Origin of the sequence: Staphylococcus sp. HMSC062H10, from assembly GCF_001836945.1 — a bacterium.
Classification (GTDB): Bacteria; Bacillota; Bacilli; order Staphylococcales; family Staphylococcaceae; genus Staphylococcus; species Staphylococcus aureus.
In genome coordinates, this window is sequence record NZ_KV831003.1 from 109,316 (window position 1) to 129,403 (window position 20,088).

Consider the following 20,088-nt stretch of genomic DNA (forward strand, 5'->3'; position numbering starts at 1 on the left):
TTATAGGATAAATATATGTTTGGAATGGGCAATTTAACGAAAAATTTACAAAATATTATCAAACTCTTAAAGAAAGTTATTAAAATTCATTTTTATAAAATACTTTTTCGCATTTAAATGTGGTACGCTATAAGTGTAATTTCATTGCATACATATTACACGATTAAGAATGTGAAGGGGACAGTTATCAAATGAAAAATTTTAAGTGTTTATTTGTATTAATGTTAGCAGTCATTGTTTTTGCGGCAGCATGTGGAAATTCAAGTTCTTTAGATAATCAAAAGAACGCTAGTAATGATTCGGATTCTAAATCAGGAGGATACAAACCTAAAGAATTAACAGTACAATTTGTACCTTCGCAAAATGCTGGAACATTAGAGGCTAAAGCAAAACCATTAGAAAAATTACTATCTAAAGAATTAGGGATTCCAGTTAAAGTGTCTGTATCAACTAACTACAATACAATTGTTGAAGCTATGAAGTCTAAAAAAGTTGATGTTGGTTTCTTACCACCAACGGCATACACATTAGCACATGATCAAAAAGCAGCTGATTTATTATTACAAGCACAACGTTTTGGTGTAAAAGAAGATGGTTCAGCAAGTAAAGAACTTGTAGATAGTTATAAATCAGAAATTCTTGTTAAAAAAGACTCAAAAATTAAAAGCTTGAAAGATTTAAAAGGTAAGAAAATTGCCTTACAAGATGTAACATCAACTGCTGGATATACATTCCCACTTGCGATGTTAAAAAACGAAGCAGGTATTAATGCAACTAAAGATATGAAAATTGTGAATGTTAAAGGTCATGACCAAGCAGTTATCTCATTATTAAATGGAGATGTAGATGCTGCGGCTGTATTTAACGATGCACGTAATACTGTGAAAAAAGACCAACCAAATGTATTTAAAGACACACGAATTTTAAAATTAACACAAGCTATTCCGAATGACACAATTTCTGTAAGACCAGATATGGATAAAGATTTCCAAGAAAAATTGAAAAAAGCTTTTATAGACATTGCTAAATCAAAAGAAGGTCACAAAATTATTAGCGAAGTTTATTCACATGAAGGATACACAGAAACGAAAGATTCAAATTTCGACATTGTAAGAGAGTACGAAAAATTAGTTAAAGATATGAAATAATCATTATTTAACCAATGAATCATTATCGAATTTGGTATTAAAAGCTTTCGTTCAATAGATATATTCTAGATTAATATTGAAAAGCTAGGCGCTAAACTGAAACAGATATAGAAAGGTGTCGCTGTACATTTGAAACCATTTGTACACAGAAACCCAATGTCTATGATATTTCAGTTTACCTTGGCTTTTCTTTATTAAAGAAAGGTGTCAAACATGAGTCAAATCGAATTTAAAAACGTCAGTAAAGTCTATCCTAACGGTCATGTAGGCTTGAAAAATATTAACTTAAATATTGAAAAAGGTGAATTTGCAGTCATTGTCGGACTATCTGGTGCTGGGAAATCCACGCTATTAAGATCTGTAAATCGTTTGCATGATATCACGTCAGGTGAAATTTTCATTCAAGGTAAATCAATCACTAAAGCCCATGGTAAAGCATTATTAGAAATGCGCCGAAATATAGGTATGATTTTCCAACATTTTAATTTAGTTAAACGGTCAAGTGTATTACGAAATGTACTAAGTGGACGTGTAGGTTATCACCCTACTTGGAAAATGGTATTAGGTTTATTTCCAAAAGAAGACAAAATTAAAGCAATGGATGCACTAGAACGGGTCAACATCTTAGATAAATATAATCAACGCTCTGATGAATTATCAGGTGGCCAACAACAACGTATATCTATTGCACGTGCGCTATGCCAAGAATCCGAAATTATTCTTGCAGATGAACCAGTTGCTTCATTAGACCCATTAACAACGAAACAGGTTATGGATGATTTAAGAAAAATCAACCAAGAATTAGGCATCACAATTTTAATTAATTTACATTTTGTTGACTTGGCAAAAGAATATGGCACACGCATCATTGGTTTACGTGATGGTGAAGTTGTCTATGATGGTCCTGCATCTGAAGCAACAGATGACGTATTTAGTGAAATATATGGACGTACAATTAAAGAAGATGAAAAGCTAGGAGTGAACTAACATGCCTTTAGAAACACCTACAAAGTATGACTCCCTTTTAAAGAAAAAGGTTTCTTTAAAAACGAGTTTTACCTTCATGTTAATCATTGTGCTTATCATTTGGAGCTTCATTTATACGGGGTTTAATTTTGGAGATTTAATGATAGGAATACCTCAAATAGGTGATCTATTCAAACAAATGATTCCACCTGATTTCGAGTATTTACAACAAATTACAACGCCAATGTTAGATACCATTCGAATGGCTATCGTAAGTACAGTATTAGGTAGCATCGTTTCAATACCAATTGCGTTATTATGTGCTAGCAATATCGTTCATCAAAAGTGGATTTCAATACCCTCGCGTTTTATTTTAAATATAGTTCGTACTATACCGGATTTGCTATTAGCAGCAATCTTTGTGGCTGTATTTGGAATCGGTCAAATTCCAGGGATATTAGCATTGTTTATTTTAACTATCTGTATTATTGGAAAATTATTATATGAATCATTGGAAACGATAGATCCAGGTCCAATGGAAGCAATGACGGCTGTTGGCGCTAATAAAATAAAATGGATTGTTTTCGGTGTTGTACCACAAGCCATATCGTCATTTATGTCATACGTATTATATGCATTTGAAGTAAATATACGTGCTTCAGCTGTGCTTGGATTAGTCGGCGCTGGCGGTATTGGATTGTTTTATGATCAAACACTTGGTTTATTTCAATATCCAAAAACAGCAACGATTATTTTATTTACTTTAGTTATCGTCGTCGTCATTGATTACATCAGTACGAAAGTGAGGGCACATCTCGCATGACACAGGAAATAGCAAAATATAATGTTCACACAAAAGCACACAAACGAAAATTGATTAAAAGATGGCTTATTGCAATTGTCGTCTTAGCTATTATCATCTGGGCATTTGCAGGTGTACCAAGTTTAGAACTTAAAAGTAAATCATTAGAAATCTTAAAATCCATATTCAGCGGATTATTCCATCCTGATATCAGCTATATCTATATACCAGATGGCGAAGACTTATTACGTGGTTTACTTGAAACCTTTGCGATAGCCGTTGTAGGTACTTTCATCGCCGCAATTATCTGTATTCCATTAGCATTTCTAGGTGCAAATAATATGGTAAAGCTACGCCCAGTTTCAGGTGTAAGCAAATTTATTTTAAGTGTTATACGTGTCTTCCCAGAAATTGTAATGGCACTTATATTTATCAAAGCTGTTGGCCCAGGTTCATTTTCAGGTGTATTAGCTTTAGGTATCCATTCCGTAGGTATGCTTGGGAAACTTTTAGCTGAAGATATTGAAGGTCTAGATTTCAGTGCTGTAGAATCATTAAAGGCCAGTGGTGCGAATAAGATTAAAACACTCGTATTTGCAGTCATACCACAAATTATGCCTGCCTTTCTATCACTCATACTTTATCGCTTTGAACTAAACTTACGTTCAGCTTCTATACTGGGGCTAATTGGGGCTGGTGGTATCGGGACACCACTCATATTTGCCATTCAAACACGTTCTTGGGACCGTGTAGGTATTATATTAATCGGTTTAGTACTAATGGTCGCAATTGTCGATTTAATTTCCGGTTCAATCCGAAAACGTATTGTTTAACATTAAATCAGGATACTCCTAAATAAGAGGTCCTACCGTCTTACGTTTCTCTATTATAATAAAAACAGCAGTGAAGAAAACTATTGTTATAGTTAACTTCACTGCTGTTTTTATAATATCTAAATTTATTCTATTTCAATTCCTTTAAATAACTTTTACCGAACTCTGGTAATGTTACGTTGAAATTATCTGCTATAGTTGCACCGATAGAACTGAATGTAGTATCACTTTCTAGTGCATGACCACCTTTAAATTTCGGACTATACATAATTACTGGGATATATTCTCTCGTATGGTCCGTACCTGGCGCTGTCGGGTCATTACCATGGTCTGCTGTAATAATTACTAAATCGTCTTCTTTTAAGTTGCTAAACAGTTCTGGCAAGCGATCATCGAAATCTTTAATTGCTTGTGCATAACCCGGTTTATCACGACGATGACCGTATAATGCATCAAAGTCTACTAAGTTTAAGAAGCTAATACCTGTGAAATCTTTCTTAACAATTTTCATCAATTGATCCATACCGTCCATGTTACTCTTCGTACGAACCGCTTCTGTTACACCTTCACCATCATAAATGTCATTAATTTTACCGATGGCAATAACATCATAACCACCGTCTTTCAAATGATCTAAGACAGTTTTACCAAATGGTTTTAACGCATAGTCATGTCGATTAGATGTACGTGTAAAGTTTCCTGGTTCACCAACATATGGACGTGCGATAATACGACCAATTAAATATTTAGGGTCTTTTGTCAACTCACGAACCTTTTCACAAATATCATATAACTCTTCTAATGGGATAATGTCTTCATGTGCAGCAATTTGCAATACTGGGTCTGCACTTGTATAAACAATTAAGTCACCAGTTTTCATTTGGTGCTCGCCCCACTCATCGATAATTTGCGTACCTGATGCCGGTTTGTTAGCAACAACTTTACGACCTGTCATTTCTTCAATTTGTTGAATTAACTCTTCAGGGAATCCATTAGGGTATACTTTAAAAGGCTGCATAATATTTAATCCCATAATTTCCCAGTGACCAGTCATTGTATCTTTACCAACTGAAGCTTCACTCAATTTAGTATAGTATGCTTCTGGTTGTTCAACTGCATTTACTACTGGTAATTTATCGATGTTCCCTAGACCTAACTTTTCAAGGTTTGGTAAAGTTTGATCGAAGCCTTCTAAGGTATGTCTTAAAGTATGTGAACCTTCATCTTTAAAATCAGCTGCGTCTGGCGCTTCACCAATACCTACTGAATCCATTACGATTAAATGTACACGATTAAATGGTCTTGTCATAGCTATCACTCCCAAATTTTATATATATTAGTAATCTGAATCTGCTTCTAAACCTTGCATAATTTGAACACCTGCGCTCGCACCAATACGTGTCGCACCTGCTTCAACCATTTTATTGAAATCTTCTAAATTGCGTACGCCACCTGATGCTTTTACTTCTACATCAGCACCTACTGTATCTTTCATTAATTTAACGACTTCTGCAGTCGCACCGCCACCTGCAAAACCTGTTGAAGTTTTAACGAAGTCCGCACCAGCCGCTTTTGTTAATTCACTGGCTTTTACGATTTCGTCATGGTCCAACAATACCGTCTCAATAATCACTTTTACTGTGTGACCTTTCGCAGCTTTAACGACTGCTTCAATGTCTTGTTGTACATCATCAAAACGCCCATCTTTTAATGCGCCGATGTTGATGACCATGTCAATTTCATCTGCACCATTTTGAATCGCATCTTCTGTTTCAAATGCTTTCGTTGCCGTTGTCGACGCTCCTAATGGGAATCCTATTACCGTACAAACGAGCACCTCTGAATCAGCTAGTCGCTCTGCTGCATATTTAACATGCGTTGGATTCACACATACAGATTTAAAATTGTATGCTTTCGCTTCATCGATGATTTGATCGATTTGCGTACGTGTTGACTCAGGCTTCAATAAAGTGTGATCTATATATTTCTCAAATTTCATACTTACTACTCCTCGTGTTATATAATCTCTTTATTTAATTTTACTATAAATACGAATATATCTCGCGAATTTATATCTATTTATTTTTCAGATTGTGTCCAACGATTTAAGATGACGAATAAAACTAATCCGACAATACTCATTAAACCTAAAATAATTAAAATAATACCGAAATGTGAACTTAATGCATCATTGCCTGGGAAATTTAATGCTTTAAAATCGATTAAAGCCGCAGCAATCGCAATACCTACAGATACCGCCACATTAATAATTAAATTATAAAAACCAATAGCCACACCTGTCATATTAAGATCTATTGTTTTAATGGCTTCGTTAAGTAAAGGTGCATACATTAAAGCAAAGCTACCTGCAAAGAATATCATAGAAATGACGAAGATTGAAATGTGATTACCTACTGCAAATGCAGGTAAAATCAAGCTCAGTGCGATTAAAATAATTGCTGTGATAATCGCTTGTTTTGAATTAAGATATTCGCCGATTTTACCACTTAGTGCACCAACGATGACTGCTACAATATAACCCGGTACTAATAACAATGATGTTGTGTCTAGTTGAAGATGATAAATTTGTTCCATTATGAATGGGAACGTAAAAATATAACCCAATTGGATGGCATACATTACAAATACTATAAATAAAAATGAAGCATAACGTTTATTTTGGAAAAATGATTTGTTTACTAATGGACGTTGCGCATTTTTAATATATAGCGCAAAAACGATAATCGCAATTAAGGCACCAATCATATATAACCAATTAAAGTTCGTAATAAACAGCATGACTGTTGTAGCGATAGTTGCCACTAGAATTAAGCCAACAAAATCTAAATGAGCTTTATTTGTATTATTTTCTTTTGGTAATAATTTAAATAGGAATGGCAACGTAAATACTACGATTAATGCAATTAAAAACATATTTGTCCAGTGTAAATACGTAGAAATAAATCCACCTGATAATATACCGATAACTAATGACAAGGAATAACTGCTCGTACTTAAGCCAAGGTAAGTCTTCTGGTCCTCTTTAGAAAGATACTTTGCAACATATATCACATATAATGTCTCTGCAGCAGCTAAACCTGCAGTTTGAATAATACGTCCAACTAAAAGTAATGCGAATTGATGTTGGAAAATGTAACCAATAATTGATCCGATAATGATTAATATCACGCCATAAATAAATAGTGTGCGTATACTAATGGCATCAGATAATGAAGCGTATACTACAGCGCCAATACCAATTACTAAACCGGCTAATGTCGCTTGCCAACTTACTGTCGTTACAGAAATGTTTAAGTCATCAGCAATGGCTACAGAAATCAATTTAAATGAGTTGTCTATAACCAAACTGAATACAAATAAGAATAATAAAATAGGTACTGCTTTCTTTATTTTAGAATATTCAACATTCATAATCATCTACACCAATGACAGTGCAATTTCAATCATATCTGTAAATGCACGTTCCCTTTCCTCAGGTGTTGTTGACGTTTCATGAATTAAATGATCGCTCACTGTGAACACACCTAATGCTTCGACACCAGCGTAAATTGCATTCATGTATAATGCAGCTGATTCCATTTCTACACCTAAAATACCCATACGCATCCAACGTTCACTCGCTGTTGTATCCGCGTTATAGAAAATATCACTTGATAACACATTACCTACATGATGACGTACACCTTTGTCACGTGCTGTTTCAACTGCTTTTTCTAATAACTGATAAGAAGCAATTGGCGCAAAATGACCTGGTAATTGATATTGTTGAACGTAATTTGAATCAGTAGAGGCACCTTGTGCAATAATCACATCATATAAATCAATATTTTCTTGCATCGCGCCACAAGAACCAACGCGAATTAATTTTTTACAACCAAATGTATGAATTAATTCATAAGAGTAAATGCCAATAGATGGCATACCCATTCCTGAACCCATGACAGAAACTTTTTTACCTTTATATGTTCCGGTAAAACCAAACATATTTCGCACTGTATTGAACTGTTCCACATCGTCCAAATATGTTTCTGCAATGAACTTAGCTCTTAACGGATCTCCTGGCAATAGAACCGTTTCTGCAATTTCGACGTCATTCATTGGTTTAATGTGTGGTGTTGATTTCATAAAATATTCCTCCCAATATTTGTATAGTGATTTGTCTATTTGTCTAACCATGTATATAATAATATTTTTTAAAAGCGCTTTCAAGCATTACATTTTGACAATATTAAGAACATTTTACAGTTATCTCTACTGATCTTGCATAAAACCAATGTTCAAGTTGTTTCTATGTTTAATTTTTATAATTTTTCCAATTCGAGTAAAAATTATTGTATGATGAGATTGATTAAGTAACTTTATGGAGGTTGTCTACGTGACGCAAACACAACCAAAATTTTTAACGATTTATAATACGTTATATAAAGAAATTCAAATAGGAAAATATCCGAGTGGCCATGCATTACCTACTGAAAAGGAACTTTGTGCGCGCTTTGATGTCAGTCGTATGACTTTGCGCCAAGCTATAAAATTGTTAGCCGAAGATGGCATCGTAGAGAGTACAAGAGGGAAGGGACACTTTGTTATTCCACAAACAAATGCCCAACACGCTTCAAGTATGGATCAATTTAAGCATCCACTTGATCAAATATTGCTAGCTCGCGTATCTATGTCATCAATTAATTATCGTGTTGATTTAGAAAGTGAATATACAAATCATTTGTTTGCAAACCATCCTTCTGCCGTCATTGCAATGGAACGCTATTATCAAAAAAAGGAAAATCATTCTAAGCAAGCTGATGCATTTTGTTTTACCTTTATACCGTTAAATGTCATTGACACATTTAAAGTGAATACACAAAACGAAGACGACATGAAGACGTTCGTTGAGCAAACGATTTATAGCAATGCATATCAATCAGATTTAAAAATGTCTATTACCAAAGCGCCCCACTTCAAAAATCATAGTCACGTGTTTGATGGTGATACACATTGTTGGCTGATTATTGAAACATTGTACGCACAAACGCCCTATCCGATTATGATTAATAAGTGGTATATTCCACAGGAAATATCTGAATTAACACTGACACGTATAAGACAATCGGATTATTAAAATTATTGAAATATAAGAAATTTTGTGATGACTATTTAGGAAGTGGGCAAGAAATGGAAAAGCTTGTTACAAGCGCAATTTCATTCAGTCAACTACTGCCAATATAACATTAGCGAGCCTAGGACATTGATTTATGTCCTAGGCTCGCTCAGATAATCACACGATTTTTCTATTATTAATCGTATTATGTTTATTTATTTGTTGAACGTCGTCTAAATGCTAAGAATAACCCAGATACTAATAGTAGTGTGGCAACACTTGCAGTAAGAATACTTGATGTCATACTTTCACCAGCAGCTGGTAAAACTTTTTTGTTACTTTGGTTCATTTGATGATTTGATGGATGCATATTTGCTTTTGGACTCATCATTTGATGGTTTGATGATTGCATATGACCTTGTTGCATGTGTGGCTGTTGGTTCATGTGTGTGTTCTGATTCATATGGTCTTGTTGACTCATATGACCTGTTTTATTTTGCACCATTTGACTACCACCATGATTAACACCATTTGCATCTACATTCGTTTGATAAAAATTGCCATCTTTTGTTAAAGGTAATGCATGACCATTCATATCTCTAACAGCATGTGGTTTAAATACCCCTACATTAGTTGTAATTATCACATTGTATTTATCAGCAATATTTTGCGTCGCATCATACAATTTCATATTATAGTCTTGCATATTACTGCCAGCGCTTAATTGGGGTAAAGCTTTCTCTAATTCAGTATATTGTGCTTGCGTCATTCCTTGTGGTACTACTCCGCCATAAGGGCGATGATTTTGTACATTTTGGCTTTGTTTATTCGACACATTCATTGAAGTTGTGTCGGCATGCGCATTTTGAAAAGGCATACTTGAGAATACTAAAGTGCTTGTTACAATTAAAGAACCTACTGTTGCTAATTTTTTCATTGTCTTTTCCCCTTATATTACAATTTGATTACATTTAAATTATCATATGATTACAAAAGAAATGCAACAAAATTTTTGAATCATTACAATTTTTTATAAAAATTTCACTTTAGGTTCGCAATAATTACTTATTTTGTCAATTTATTTAATGTCAATATGTTGATTAATTAATAGTGTTGTCTGACGTATATAACATTTAGGTCATCGTTATAGTCAACAACAATAAGGTATTTCGAGTTGAAATTTATCTTATTATTTTGCCACTTTTACGTGCTATCCCATTACATAAAAACGAATAAGTAAAGATATTAAGCACAAAAAAGGTGAAACACCTTGTAGATGCTCCACCTCAATTATATTAAGTTATATTATTTTGCTGCTTGGTATAATTCATCAACTTTTTTCCAGTTAACAATATTCCAAAATGCAGTCATATAGTCTGGACGTTTATTTTGATATTTCAGATAGTAGGCATGCTCCCAAACATCAAATAGTAAGATTGGCGTTTTGCCTTCTGTTAATGGATTATCTTGGTTTGGCGTTGTCACAATTTCCAATTTTCCATCATTAACAACTAACCAAGTCCAACCTGATCCAAATAACGTTGTTGCTTTATTTGCAAATTCATTTTTAAATTCATCTAAAGTGCCCCACTGCGCTTTAATGTCGTCTATTACGCCACCTTTTTCTTCAGAATTAGGTGATAGTATTTCCCAGAATAATGAATGGTTAAAATGACCACCGCCATTATTACGGACTGACATCCTCATCGCTTCCGGTACCTTGTCTAGGTTAGCAATCATATCCGCTAGTGATTGATGCTCCAACTCTGTTCCTTCAACTGTTGCGTTTAATTTCGTCACGTACGTATTGTGATGTTTGTCGTGATGAAACTCCATTGTTCTTTGATCTATATATGGTTCCAATGCATCATATGCATATGGTAAATTTGGTAATTTAAATGCCATAAGTATATTCCTCCTTTTATGAATATACTTTTATAATAATTAATTTCGGGTGTGTTTTGCAATAATTATTATTTATTTGTTATATCCAATTATATAAAATTTAAATATTCGAAATTGATATAATATTTAATATTGAATGCAAAAAGGCATTTAACTGCTTTTGTTTCCCGCTTTTAAAGAGAATTAAAAAAGACAACTTCCATTTTTCAATAAGAAATTGCCTTTTCTTCTTAATCTTAAATTTCTAAAGTATAGCGTTACCGATAATTAAATTGTTTTATGTCGAAGATGCCTCAATATTTGCCTTACGTATTGATTTTTCATAGTCATCATTAATAAAAGATAAACTACTATACCAATAGCAATTAATAGCAGCGTAGCGTACATTGTAGGAGGCAAATAATGATTGACCACACCAAGCACAATAAACATCATAACGGCAGCAATGACACATTGAATCGTACTTACAATATTCAACTTCACATTGATTTTAGTAATATCAATAAATCGCCAAATGAGCAAGAAAAATTCTGTAATTAAACGCGCAATAGCAGCACCGTAAATTCCATAAAAATATATCAAAACAAGACATAATACTAAATTCATTACCGCACCAATAGTGATTGACGCATTATATAATCTTATTTTATTCACTATTAATAAATATTGCCTGCTTATCAACATATTTAAAGGAATGATTAATACAAGTATCGCTAAAATGGTCATCAATGGGACAGTTGATGCGAATTCCTCACCAAAGAACCATAAATAAAATGATGGCATAATTGCAATCAAACCGAAGACCATAGGTATTGTTAATATCAATTGAATGTTCATATTATCTGCTAACGTCTTAGTTAAACTATGTGATTGCTGGATAGACATTTTAGTAATACGCGGAATCATTACAAGATCAAATGTATTAATCATTATGATTGCGACCGTTAAAATATTAAATGCGTTAGAAAAGATACCAACTTGTTGGTACGTACCTACTAAACCAAGTACAACGCATGAAATACTAGTGTATAAGTTGAGTTGACCATTGGGTAATAAATAAGCTAATGATGAATGAAATATATACCAAACTTGTCTCCAGTTCACCGAAACGAAGGTAATATATCTTTTCAAGTAAATAAATAAGGGCAGTTGATTCAACACCGTCACAATAGCAATAGTAAATACATACAATGATAAATCTGATTGATCTTTGACAAAGATAACAACGACACTTAAGACAATAACAGACGCAACAATATTACTAAGGCTAGGTATTTTAAACTTTTCAGTTCCAGCATAAAACCATGAAATATCGAGTGCTGCACCTATAATATAGATACCTTGTAGTAGGAAAATAAGATAGTAATCATCTATAAATATTGTAATCACAGCGATATACATCGCAAAAACTGTTAGCGACAATAATAATTTACTAACAAAGATATCCCAAAACTGCTGAGACAATTGCCGTTTGTCGTTAACGGACTTGGCGATAACTCTATTAAAATATAACTGAACACCAACACTTGCAATCATCAAAAAGTATTGCACGATATTGAAAGAAAATGAAACAATACCCACACCACTGGGACCAAATGCACGTGAAATAATGGGTATTGTAATCAGTGGTGTCATCGTTCTAATCAATTGGTATAGCCCTTGATAAATAATATTTTCTTTTAGTGAATCACTCTTCATTACGATCCCTTTCCATCTTTTCATATTGAACAATAAAGACGATAATTCCTAAAATAAAAGCGACATATCTTGAGTTATTGAATGATACGGTTAAAAAGTAAATCAGCATCGTCAACATTACAACAATTGCTGTTACATTTTTTCCAGAAATGTTAAATCTAAATAATTCAAACAGTAAATAAAGCATAAATATGATAAATAATGCACCGAATAAAATGCCCCATTCCGCAAAAATTTGCAAATATGTATTATGAGCAACAAGTAAAATACCATTAATTTGCGAGCCAATATGTACATAATCCACTAATCCAACACCAAAACCTAATGTATATTTAATTACTGAAATGGCATTTATCCATACAACACTTCGCTCAGATCCACTATCATTTAATGATGCAAATCCCTCTTCAAAAATAGATGCCATTCGATCTAATGACGGTAAGGCATCAAGGTCGCTTAATTGGAATAAATAGTAGTTGATATTATAAAAGGTAAAACAAAGTAATATCAGCATAATCACTAACATACTCACAACACTTACCGCATTTCTGCTAAATAACTTTTTAATAAAGAAATAAATGGCTAAGACGATTAATATGATAAACGCAGTCTTAGATCCGGTTGTAGTTAATGACCATAGCAAAATACCACATGCAAGGACCTTGAATATGTAATTATGGATATACTTGTAAGCAAGTACCAATGTAATAATCTGTGTCATCGCGAAATAGTTAGGGTCGTTCATTAATCCTTTTGAACGTATTTCATCAAAGTATAACAATTTCATTAGTAAAGGGGACTTGTTCAAACCAGCTATAATACAAAATAAACCTATAGTCACACTGCTTATAATATAAGAGGTAACGATCACTTTTTTGCTATTACCTAACTTAAAGATGATCGTCCCTAAATAGAAATAAATGACTACAAATGCATATTTAACTGTAGATGCAAGTACTTCCTTAACCGTAATAAATATCAAATCATCAAAAAATAGTAAACACAACGTAATAATCATACGGTATGTATACAAAATAATGAAAAACTGTAAAAAATGATTTGCCTTTAATAAATGGTTAGCAAAAAACAGTAAATAAACTAATATTAGCAATGTAATAAAGTCAGCTATAGATACATTCACTCCAGCAATAACCGAAGATTGCTGAATAAAAACCGCTAAACCGATAAGTAACAATGTTAGATATTTACTATTGTGTTGATTTTCCATTATAAACGTCTTCCACTTCTTTAATCATTTTCTCCTCTGTAAAACATTCTAAATAACGTTTTCTAGATTGGTTACTCATTTTGATGTAATCACTGTCTATTAAATATTTTTCCAGGACTTTGGCAATAGTTTCGGGTTGGTTGTTCATCATACATATACCATTATCAGTTACTAATTCCGAAATGCCACCAACATGACTAGCGATGACAGGCAACCCTGTAGCCATCGCTTCGATAATGCTAATTGGCAAACCTTCATGCTTACTTATTAAAATAAACGTATCGTATTGTGATAATAAATGACTCGCATTAATGACATTGCCCAAAAATGTGACATCATTTTCTAACCCAGCTTGTACAACTTGTTGCTGACAATCATTTAATGTAGGTCCATCGCCTATAAATGTAAAATGCGCATGATTACTGTTATGTAATTTCAATATCTCTATTGGCGCGATTAGATTTTGTGGCAATTTTGGATAAGCAAATCTTGCAATCATAACAAATTGGTGTTTTGTCGAGTCATTAATCTGTAAATCTTGTTTATTAGTCAACATTCCAACTACTTCGCCAATATTATTATGTGATTGGCTTTTTAGCGTTTGCTTAACAGCTGGAACATCTGCAATACCATTATGTATTGTGGTTAATTTCAATCGATTAAATCGATATTTTAACGCTAACTGTTTATCGAAATCTGAAACACAAATAATGCTATCTGTAATACGTGACATTAATTTTTCGATAACTAGATATAGAAATTTTTTAGCTGGTTTAACCCCCTCTGTAAAAGCCCATCCATGCGCAGTAAAAACTACACGCGTGTCTTTCGATTTCGAAATGAACTTCGAAATTCGTCCGACCGTTCCAGCTTTGGAAGAATGTAAATGGATAACATCAGGTTTAATTTTCGAGAATAACTGTGCTAACACTTTGACAGCTAAAATATCTTGTTTAAAGTCAATTGGACCTACTAAATGTTCGATAATAATTACATTAACTCTTGCATCTAGTTGTTCAATCATTGGTCCATGATTGCCTACAATGACATAAACATCATGGTGTACGCAAAAATGGTTGGCGAGTTGAATGAGGTGTGTTTGTGCACCACCATTATCTGCTTTAGTAATACAATATATAATTTTCAACTGTTACAAACCCCTTTAAGACGCTTCTTTCAATTTCTTAACGTAGATACCTCTGGTGATGAACAAACTAACTATGCATTATCACTTTATAAGTTCACGTCAGAATAACCATTGCTTTATACAATTTGAGATCATTTCAAGGGACTACATGTTCCACTGTGACAACCAGCCACAATTTTGAAAATGCATCTTGTATTTGATTTTTCTATACAAACTAAGACTACCTTGAGCCCTCCCCTGTAATCACTACCATCAATGTTCTAATTGATATATATAGTTCCATCATTAAACTACCTTTATGTATATATTTCATGTCATATTTTAATTTTTGTTGTGGTGTTAAGTCATATCCACCTTGAATTTGTGCAAGACCTGTTAATCCTGGTGTAACAAGACATCTTTGCTCGAAACCTATCACTTCCGAACTAAATAATTCTACAAATTCCGGACGTTCCGGGCGTGGTCCAATAAAACTCATTTCCCCTTTAACAACATTAATTAGTTGTGGTAATTCATCAATGCGTGTTTTACGAATAAACTTCCCGACATTTGTTATACGATCATCATCTTTATCAGCCCATTGCGCACCGTTTTTCTCTGCGTTTTTACACATCGAACGTAATTTGTATATTTTAATTAATTTACCCATCTTCCCAACTCTAACCTGACTATAAATAGGGTTTCCTGGCGAATCTATGACGATAGCGATTGCGAATATAACCATAATCGGTAAAGTTAAAAATAATAAAACAATGCTTAAAATTAAATCAATCGCACGTTTGATTGGAAAATAGCCCTTTTTTACTTCTTCTAGTGCGACTAATTTTCTTTGATAGGCGTAATCCTTATTATTATGGACAGCTTCAATATCATTTTCACGACATTTCCACTTCTTTCGCTGTAACTTCTTCAATATTATCTACCTCAAAATTAAAGTAATCCTTTAAGCCTGTTTCTACAGTATATTTAGGAACAAATCCTAATGCTTTTAAATTAGAAATATCTGCATAAGAATGCTTAATATCTCCCTTTCTTGCTTCTTTAAAATCATGCTCGACTGATTTTCCATATAATTCACCAATAATGCGATAAACCTCTAGCAAATTCGTAAATGTACCCGTACCAATGTTATAACCATGTCCAACCGCATCTTTATGCTCCATAATTAAACGCACAGATTGAACAACATCATAAACATAAACAAAGTCTCTCGTTTGCAGACCATCGCCAAAAAATGTAAAAGGCTTGTTATGTTCAAATGAATCGAACATTTTTGAAATCACACCTGAATATTGAGACTTAGGATCTTGCCTTGGCCCAAATACATTAAAGAATTTAACAACAGCTGTTGGAATGTTATATAGCGAGCAATAATTTAATGTCGTACGTTCGCCGTAATATTTATCTATTGCATATGGTGATAATGGTAGAATTAATGATTGATCACTTTTAGGTAAATCAGGTAAATCACCATAAACGGCTGCAGATGATGCAAAGATGAATCGTTTTATATGACTGTTATATTTTTTAATGGTTTCTAACAATCTTAATGTTGCTACAACATTAATTTCTTGAGATAAAATAGGCTTCTCAACCGACTCAGCAACACTTACTAATGCTGCTAAATGAATGATATATTCAAACTGATACTTTTTCATGATTTGCTCAACCGCATCATACTCACGAATATCTAGTTCAAACACATGATCATCAGCTAAATTTTTAATATTTTCACGCTTTCCTGTTCTATAATTATCCAGCACATAAACATCATAGTCTTGGCTCAAAAAATCTACTAAATGAGACCCTATAAATCCTGCCCCACCAGTTATCAAAACTTTTTCCAAATCTTTCATCTCATTTATACATTAAAAATATATCACAAAAACATAAAGTATTGTAAGCTTTTTATCGATATTTTTTATTTATAAAAATAAAATGAGATAACTTTGTGAATTTTTATGCAGATAAATTAGATAGTGGTGTTTTATGATGTTTTAGCGTAACTATGCTGGGTGGAATTTAGTATCGCTTTCAACTGATGCATTAGACTGTGACATCATAACTCACTTAGGAACTTCGGTTATTAATTTTCTATCAATACAATCCCTTCTAAGTGCACTAAAAAATCCTTACCGCTAAGTGATTAAACTTAACAATAAGGATTTATTTATCATTAGTGGATGATTATTAACGGAATCTCATACCACCATCTACAATAATTGTTTGTCCAGTAATGTAATCAGAGTCTTTACCAGCTAAGAAGCTCACTACATTTGAAACATCTTCGGGTTGTGAAACTCTGCCCAAAGCAATCTGACTTGTAAATTGTTCCCAACCCCATGCTTCAGGTTTACCCGCTTCTTCGGCTGTTGCCACTGCGATACTTTCCATCATTGGTGTTTGAACGATACCAGGTGCAAAGGCATTCACAGTAATACCTTCAGACGCTAAATCTTGTGCGGCTACTTGTGTTAAACCTCGCACTGCGAATTTTGTACTGCAATATAAAGACAAACCTGGGTTACCCTCAACGCCTGCTTGAGATGTTGCATTGATAATTTTACCGCCATGATTGAATTTTTTAAATTGTTCATGTGCGGCTTGAATACCCCATAGCACACCTGCAACGTTCACGCCATATACTGTTTTAAACTGTTCTTCAGTAATTGTATCTATTGGTGTTGTTGGTCCAAGGCCGGCATTGTTAACTATGACATGGAAATCGCCAAATTGCGCGGCAGTTTGTCTTACTGCATTAAATACATCATCACGGTTTGATACATCTGCTTTGATAGCAATAGCTTTTGTACCATCACTTGATAATTTAAGTGCAGCTGCTTTTGCCCCTTCTTCATTGAAATCAACAACTGCTACTTTGAAACCATCTTCCACTAAACGTTCTGCAATTTTAAAACCAATCCCTTGTGCTCCGCCAGTTACTAATGCTACTTTGTTGTTTGTCATAAAGATCACTCCTCAAATTACTTTCCTTTAATTACATTTTACTCCTCTTCATTTGAATAGTACAACAAAGGTAACTCTATTTAACAAAATATTCAGATATTTAAGGTATAGTTAAACGCACTACCATTAGTTATTGGCAATGCGTTTAAATGTCGTTTTAAAAGTGCTTATGTTGAATATTATTTTTTTAAGTCTCTCGATTAGTTTGTCATCAATCTTTTTTCGAGACATGGTCTTTTGATTCAATCGGCGGATCCGTGTTATCACTGTCAACTTTAGTTGTAGCTTCATCTTTATGTATTTCTTCGTTTAATCCTTCAAGGTTTTTAGTCGTGGGATTTTTAAACTCAGGATGTTCCATCATGTCTTGACTATCAAGTTCCTTTTTACACGCGTCTTTATGTGATGCTTGATTTGCGTTCCCTTTACTTTTTTGAATAGTGGTAGTATCTGCTGTAGATACTAATTTTTTTCTACCTAAAATAGATATGGCTGAAACAAACCAGAGTATTGCAGATACAAAGTTGCATAATACTAAAGCGATAATAGCCAATACAATTAATATGACACCTTTTGAAATCCTTTCTTTAAATAAGTCAGATGCCAATACGATGACAGGTACGATTGAAAGTATAATTACAAATATAGAAATTATTGCCGATATAACTATTGTTACTATTAAATAATCAGCTGTGCTACCTGATAATAAATAGAAAAGGCCGAAAATTAATCCATAGCAAATTACAAACCCACATAAAGTTATAGCCATGAGTACTATATAAGCTATTTGAAAATACAAATCTATCTTTATAATTGATTTTTCTACATTTTTTCCATGTCTATTCCTCATTTATTTAAAATTTATAAGTTACCACAAATATTCTCTTTATTCTTTAGTGGTTTTATCTTTAGATTCAAATTGATTCTCTGTACTTTCAATATCAACTTTTTTATTTTCATTCTTACCTGTTGACCCATCTTTTGAATATTTAGTCCAAATAAGAAAAATGCCGCAAACCACCCATAAAATTGATGAAAGGTAATTAAACATACAAAATGCCACAATCGCATAAACAATAAAAAGCGTACCTTTTACTTCCATTTTATTCTCTAAGTTAATCGCGGTTAGGATAGGTGGTAAAGTTAAGATAAGAATGATTACTAATGCTATTAAAACAGCTATTTCCGGGCTTGCTCCTTTAGCATTTATAAAAAGGATGAAGGTTGTTATACTAACAATAACGACGCTATAACATATTTGAACTACGATGCCTATCCAAATAGCGATTTTTCCTATAATTAAATTCATGTTCATGATTATTCCCCATTTATTTAATATTTATACTTTACCTTAATATACCTTATTTTATTTAATTTTTATATGCAAAATACAAAAATGGAGAACTTCAATATTTATAAAATATCAAAAGTTCTCCACACTATATTGTTTTATTATATTTTCGCTATCAATACGCTAAATCATCATATTTCCCTCAACATCACAGTAAAACTATTGCTCCACCAAGTATACTTTTTCAGTATAGCATCTCATATTGGCAAACTTATCTGCTAAAAACTGCTTCCAATTGCGCAGTTGTTCAACATCATCATCTTGTTTAAGTAATGCCAGCGGTACTTGAAGATTAAGACATCGTCCTGAAATATTAAAGCGTGTCACACCTGCTGGCACAGTTTCCCCTTTATGAACAACCGCTTCAATTTCCTTATAACTCAATGGCTGATACTTCATGAGTACATCTTGTTGAGAAAGACAAGGATATGTACCTTGTGCAATTCTCTCTACAGAACAACAACCACTATAACTTGCGACAACCTTTTCCCATACTTGAAAATGTGCTTCGCCTAAATCTTTTGTATACAAATATTGTTCTGTATCACCATGACACATCGTAATAAATGGCGCTTCTTGTCTTGTCTCAGTAGTCCATGGCAAGCGATGTTCTTGTTGTAACGTTTCCCACCACACACCAAATGGAACTTTATGTTGCCATGTACTAATTGAATATTGTGTTTCATGGATTTCTTGCACTGGAACTTTCTTACATCCTAACGCCTTCAAACTTGTATACCGATGCACACCATCTATAACCATATATCTACCATGTTGCATCGCTGTCACTAAAATAGGATGACGTATAAAATCATCTGCTTCAATACTACTTTTCGTCTTTTCCAATCTTAAAGGTTCGAATGTTTCGTGAAGATCAATCTTATCTACTGGTACCAATTTTAAATGTTCATGAATATGATTCAATAG

20 protein-coding genes and 2 pseudogenes are annotated in these 20,088 nt (G+C 33.3%); 5 read left to right on the plus strand and 17 right to left on the minus strand.

Annotated elements, in window-relative coordinates:
• Positions 1-191: 191 nt before the first annotated feature.
• From HMPREF2658_RS13475 to phnE (HMPREF2658_RS13490), 4 genes are all read left to right on the plus strand, one after another.
• Positions 192-1,148, plus strand: a complete 957-nt coding sequence (locus tag HMPREF2658_RS13475; RefSeq protein ID WP_000787672.1) for a phosphate/phosphite/phosphonate ABC transporter substrate-binding protein — start codon at positions 192-194, stop codon at positions 1,146-1,148.
• A 213-nt stretch (positions 1,149-1,361) separates the two neighbouring features.
• Positions 1,362-2,135 (plus strand): phosphonate ABC transporter ATP-binding protein, encoded by a 774-nt coding sequence (gene phnC / locus HMPREF2658_RS13480; RefSeq protein WP_000078092.1) that lies wholly within the window; start codon positions 1,362-1,364, stop codon positions 2,133-2,135.
• Between the two features lies 1 nt (position 2,136).
• Complete coding sequence (phnE, locus tag HMPREF2658_RS13485; RefSeq protein ID WP_001127863.1) at positions 2,137-2,937, plus strand: phosphonate ABC transporter, permease protein PhnE; 801 nt, start codon at positions 2,137-2,139, stop codon at positions 2,935-2,937.
• Positions 2,934-3,749, plus strand: a complete 816-nt coding sequence (gene phnE, locus HMPREF2658_RS13490; protein ID WP_000191092.1) for a phosphonate ABC transporter, permease protein PhnE — start codon at positions 2,934-2,936, stop codon at positions 3,747-3,749. The genes phnE (HMPREF2658_RS13485) and phnE (HMPREF2658_RS13490) overlap by 4 nt, the downstream gene beginning before the upstream one ends.
• A 130-nt stretch (positions 3,750-3,879) precedes the next feature.
• Here phnE (HMPREF2658_RS13490) and deoB read toward each other — a convergent pair whose 3' ends face one another.
• From deoB to deoD, 4 genes are all read right to left on the minus strand, one after another.
• Positions 3,880-5,058, minus strand: a complete 1,179-nt coding sequence (gene deoB, locus HMPREF2658_RS13495) for a phosphopentomutase (RefSeq protein ID WP_000197806.1) — start codon at positions 5,056-5,058, stop codon at positions 3,880-3,882.
• Positions 5,059-5,085: 27 nt separating this feature from the next.
• Positions 5,086-5,748 carry a deoxyribose-phosphate aldolase gene (gene deoC / locus HMPREF2658_RS13500; protein WP_070854473.1) on the minus strand — a complete coding sequence of 221 codons (663 nt, stop codon included), beginning with the start codon at positions 5,746-5,748 and terminating at the stop codon, positions 5,086-5,088.
• A gap of 80 nt (positions 5,749-5,828) precedes the next feature.
• Positions 5,829-7,181 (minus strand): tetracycline efflux MFS transporter Tet(38), encoded by a 1,353-nt coding sequence (gene tet(38), locus HMPREF2658_RS13505; protein ID WP_054194495.1) that lies wholly within the window; start codon positions 7,179-7,181, stop codon positions 5,829-5,831.
• 6 nt (positions 7,182-7,187) lie between these two features.
• Positions 7,188-7,895, minus strand: coding sequence for a purine-nucleoside phosphorylase (deoD, locus tag HMPREF2658_RS13510; protein WP_000843292.1), 708 nt, complete (start codon positions 7,893-7,895; stop codon positions 7,188-7,190).
• A gap of 235 nt (positions 7,896-8,130) precedes the next feature.
• Between deoD and HMPREF2658_RS13520 the strand changes: the two genes are divergently transcribed.
• On the plus strand, positions 8,131-8,886 hold the full coding sequence (locus tag HMPREF2658_RS13520) for a GntR family transcriptional regulator (protein WP_083320060.1): 756 nt from the start codon (positions 8,131-8,133) through the stop codon (positions 8,884-8,886).
• Positions 8,887-9,076: 190 nt separating this feature from the next.
• On the opposite strand, the gene HMPREF2658_RS14965 is transcribed toward HMPREF2658_RS13520, so the two are convergent.
• From HMPREF2658_RS14965 to sbnI, 13 genes and pseudogenes are all read right to left on the minus strand, one after another.
• Positions 9,077-9,310, minus strand: a complete 234-nt coding sequence (locus tag HMPREF2658_RS14965) for an LPXTG cell wall anchor domain-containing protein (protein WP_306169543.1) — start codon at positions 9,308-9,310, stop codon at positions 9,077-9,079.
• A pseudogene (locus HMPREF2658_RS13525) lies at positions 9,201-9,802 on the minus strand (hypothetical protein). The gene HMPREF2658_RS14965 and the pseudogene HMPREF2658_RS13525 overlap by 110 nt, the downstream one beginning before the upstream one ends.
• A 368-nt stretch (positions 9,803-10,170) precedes the next feature.
• Positions 10,171-10,770: a superoxide dismutase gene (locus tag HMPREF2658_RS13530; RefSeq protein ID WP_000874681.1), complete on the minus strand. Its 600-nt coding sequence runs from the start codon at positions 10,768-10,770 to the stop codon at positions 10,171-10,173.
• Positions 10,771-11,037: 267 nt separating this feature from the next.
• A complete protein-coding gene (locus tag HMPREF2658_RS13535; protein WP_000834108.1) occupies positions 11,038-12,468 on the minus strand; it encodes an oligosaccharide flippase family protein in 1,431 nt (476 codons plus the stop codon).
• Positions 12,458-13,696, minus strand: coding sequence for an O-antigen ligase family protein (locus HMPREF2658_RS13540; protein WP_000431245.1), 1,239 nt, complete (start codon positions 13,694-13,696; stop codon positions 12,458-12,460). The genes HMPREF2658_RS13535 and HMPREF2658_RS13540 overlap by 11 nt, the downstream gene beginning before the upstream one ends.
• Entirely contained in the window at positions 13,677-14,843 is a 1,167-nt protein-coding gene (locus HMPREF2658_RS13545; RefSeq protein ID WP_070854478.1) for a glycosyltransferase family 4 protein, read from the minus strand. Before HMPREF2658_RS13545 ends, HMPREF2658_RS13540 begins: the two co-directional genes overlap by 20 nt.
• A gap of 220 nt (positions 14,844-15,063) precedes the next feature.
• Positions 15,064-15,756, minus strand: coding sequence for a sugar transferase (locus HMPREF2658_RS13550; protein ID WP_000736095.1), 693 nt, complete (start codon positions 15,754-15,756; stop codon positions 15,064-15,066).
• Positions 15,719-16,699 carry an NAD-dependent epimerase/dehydratase family protein gene (locus HMPREF2658_RS13555; protein WP_001796610.1) on the minus strand — a complete coding sequence of 327 codons (981 nt, stop codon included), beginning with the start codon at positions 16,697-16,699 and terminating at the stop codon, positions 15,719-15,721. The genes HMPREF2658_RS13550 and HMPREF2658_RS13555 overlap by 38 nt, the downstream gene beginning before the upstream one ends.
• Positions 16,700-16,768: 69 nt before the next feature.
• Positions 16,769-16,890 (minus strand): annotated as a pseudogene (locus HMPREF2658_RS13560) (hypothetical protein).
• A gap of 143 nt (positions 16,891-17,033) precedes the next feature.
• Positions 17,034-17,810, minus strand: a complete 777-nt coding sequence (locus HMPREF2658_RS13565; protein WP_000183768.1) for a (S)-acetoin forming diacetyl reductase — start codon at positions 17,808-17,810, stop codon at positions 17,034-17,036.
• Positions 17,811-18,021: 211 nt separating this feature from the next.
• The gene (locus HMPREF2658_RS13570) at positions 18,022-18,660 is read right to left on the minus strand and encodes an MFS transporter (RefSeq protein ID WP_001245896.1); all 639 of its coding nucleotides are present in this window, start codon (positions 18,658-18,660) and stop codon (positions 18,022-18,024) included.
• Positions 18,661-18,696: 36 nt separating this feature from the next.
• On the minus strand, positions 18,697-19,125 hold the full coding sequence (locus HMPREF2658_RS13575) for a hypothetical protein (protein ID WP_001056926.1): 429 nt from the start codon (positions 19,123-19,125) through the stop codon (positions 18,697-18,699).
• Positions 19,126-19,320: 195 nt separating this feature from the next.
• Positions 19,321-20,085 (minus strand): bifunctional transcriptional regulator/O-phospho-L-serine synthase SbnI, encoded by a 765-nt coding sequence (gene sbnI, locus HMPREF2658_RS13585; RefSeq protein ID WP_001015549.1) that lies wholly within the window; start codon positions 20,083-20,085, stop codon positions 19,321-19,323.
• Between the last annotated feature and the right edge of the window lie 3 nt (positions 20,086-20,088).

What these genes read in the sequence shown, in the direction of transcription:
- HMPREF2658_RS13565 (WP_000183768.1), bottom strand. Translation starts at nt 17,810, where the DNA reads ATGACAAACAACAAAGTAGCATTAGTAACTGGCGGAGCACAAGGGATT.
- HMPREF2658_RS13540 (WP_000431245.1), bottom strand. Translation starts at nt 13,696, where the DNA reads ATGGAAAATCAACACAATAGTAAATATCTAACATTGTTACTTATCGGT.
- deoB (WP_000197806.1), bottom strand. Translation starts at nt 5,058, where the DNA reads ATGACAAGACCATTTAATCGTGTACATTTAATCGTAATGGATTCAGTA.
- phnC (WP_000078092.1), top strand. Translation starts at nt 1,362, where the DNA reads ATGAGTCAAATCGAATTTAAAAACGTCAGTAAAGTCTATCCTAACGGT.
- HMPREF2658_RS13530 (WP_000874681.1), bottom strand. Translation starts at nt 10,770, where the DNA reads ATGGCATTTAAATTACCAAATTTACCATATGCATATGATGCATTGGAA.
- deoD (WP_000843292.1), bottom strand. Translation starts at nt 7,895, where the DNA reads ATGAAATCAACACCACACATTAAACCAATGAATGACGTCGAAATTGCA.
- HMPREF2658_RS13575 (WP_001056926.1), bottom strand. Translation starts at nt 19,125, where the DNA reads ATGAACATGAATTTAATTATAGGAAAAATCGCTATTTGGATAGGCATC.
- phnE (WP_001127863.1), top strand. Translation starts at nt 2,137, where the DNA reads ATGCCTTTAGAAACACCTACAAAGTATGACTCCCTTTTAAAGAAAAAG.
- HMPREF2658_RS13555 (WP_001796610.1), bottom strand. Translation starts at nt 16,699, where the DNA reads ATGAAAGATTTGGAAAAAGTTTTGATAACTGGTGGGGCAGGATTTATA.
- HMPREF2658_RS13535 (WP_000834108.1), bottom strand. Translation starts at nt 12,468, where the DNA reads ATGAAGAGTGATTCACTAAAAGAAAATATTATTTATCAAGGGCTATAC.
- HMPREF2658_RS13475 (WP_000787672.1), top strand. Translation starts at nt 192, where the DNA reads ATGAAAAATTTTAAGTGTTTATTTGTATTAATGTTAGCAGTCATTGTT.
- phnE (WP_000191092.1), top strand. Translation starts at nt 2,934, where the DNA reads ATGACACAGGAAATAGCAAAATATAATGTTCACACAAAAGCACACAAA.
- deoC (WP_070854473.1), bottom strand. Translation starts at nt 5,748, where the DNA reads ATGAAATTTGAGAAATATATAGATCACACTTTATTGAAGCCTGAGTCA.
- HMPREF2658_RS13570 (WP_001245896.1), bottom strand. Translation starts at nt 18,660, where the DNA reads ATGAGGAATAGACATGGAAAAAATGTAGAAAAATCAATTATAAAGATA.
- HMPREF2658_RS13520 (WP_083320060.1), top strand. Translation starts at nt 8,131, where the DNA reads ATGGAGGTTGTCTACGTGACGCAAACACAACCAAAATTTTTAACGATT.
- HMPREF2658_RS14965 (WP_306169543.1), bottom strand. Translation starts at nt 9,310, where the DNA reads ATGAACCAACAGCCACACATGCAACAAGGTCATATGCAATCATCAAAC.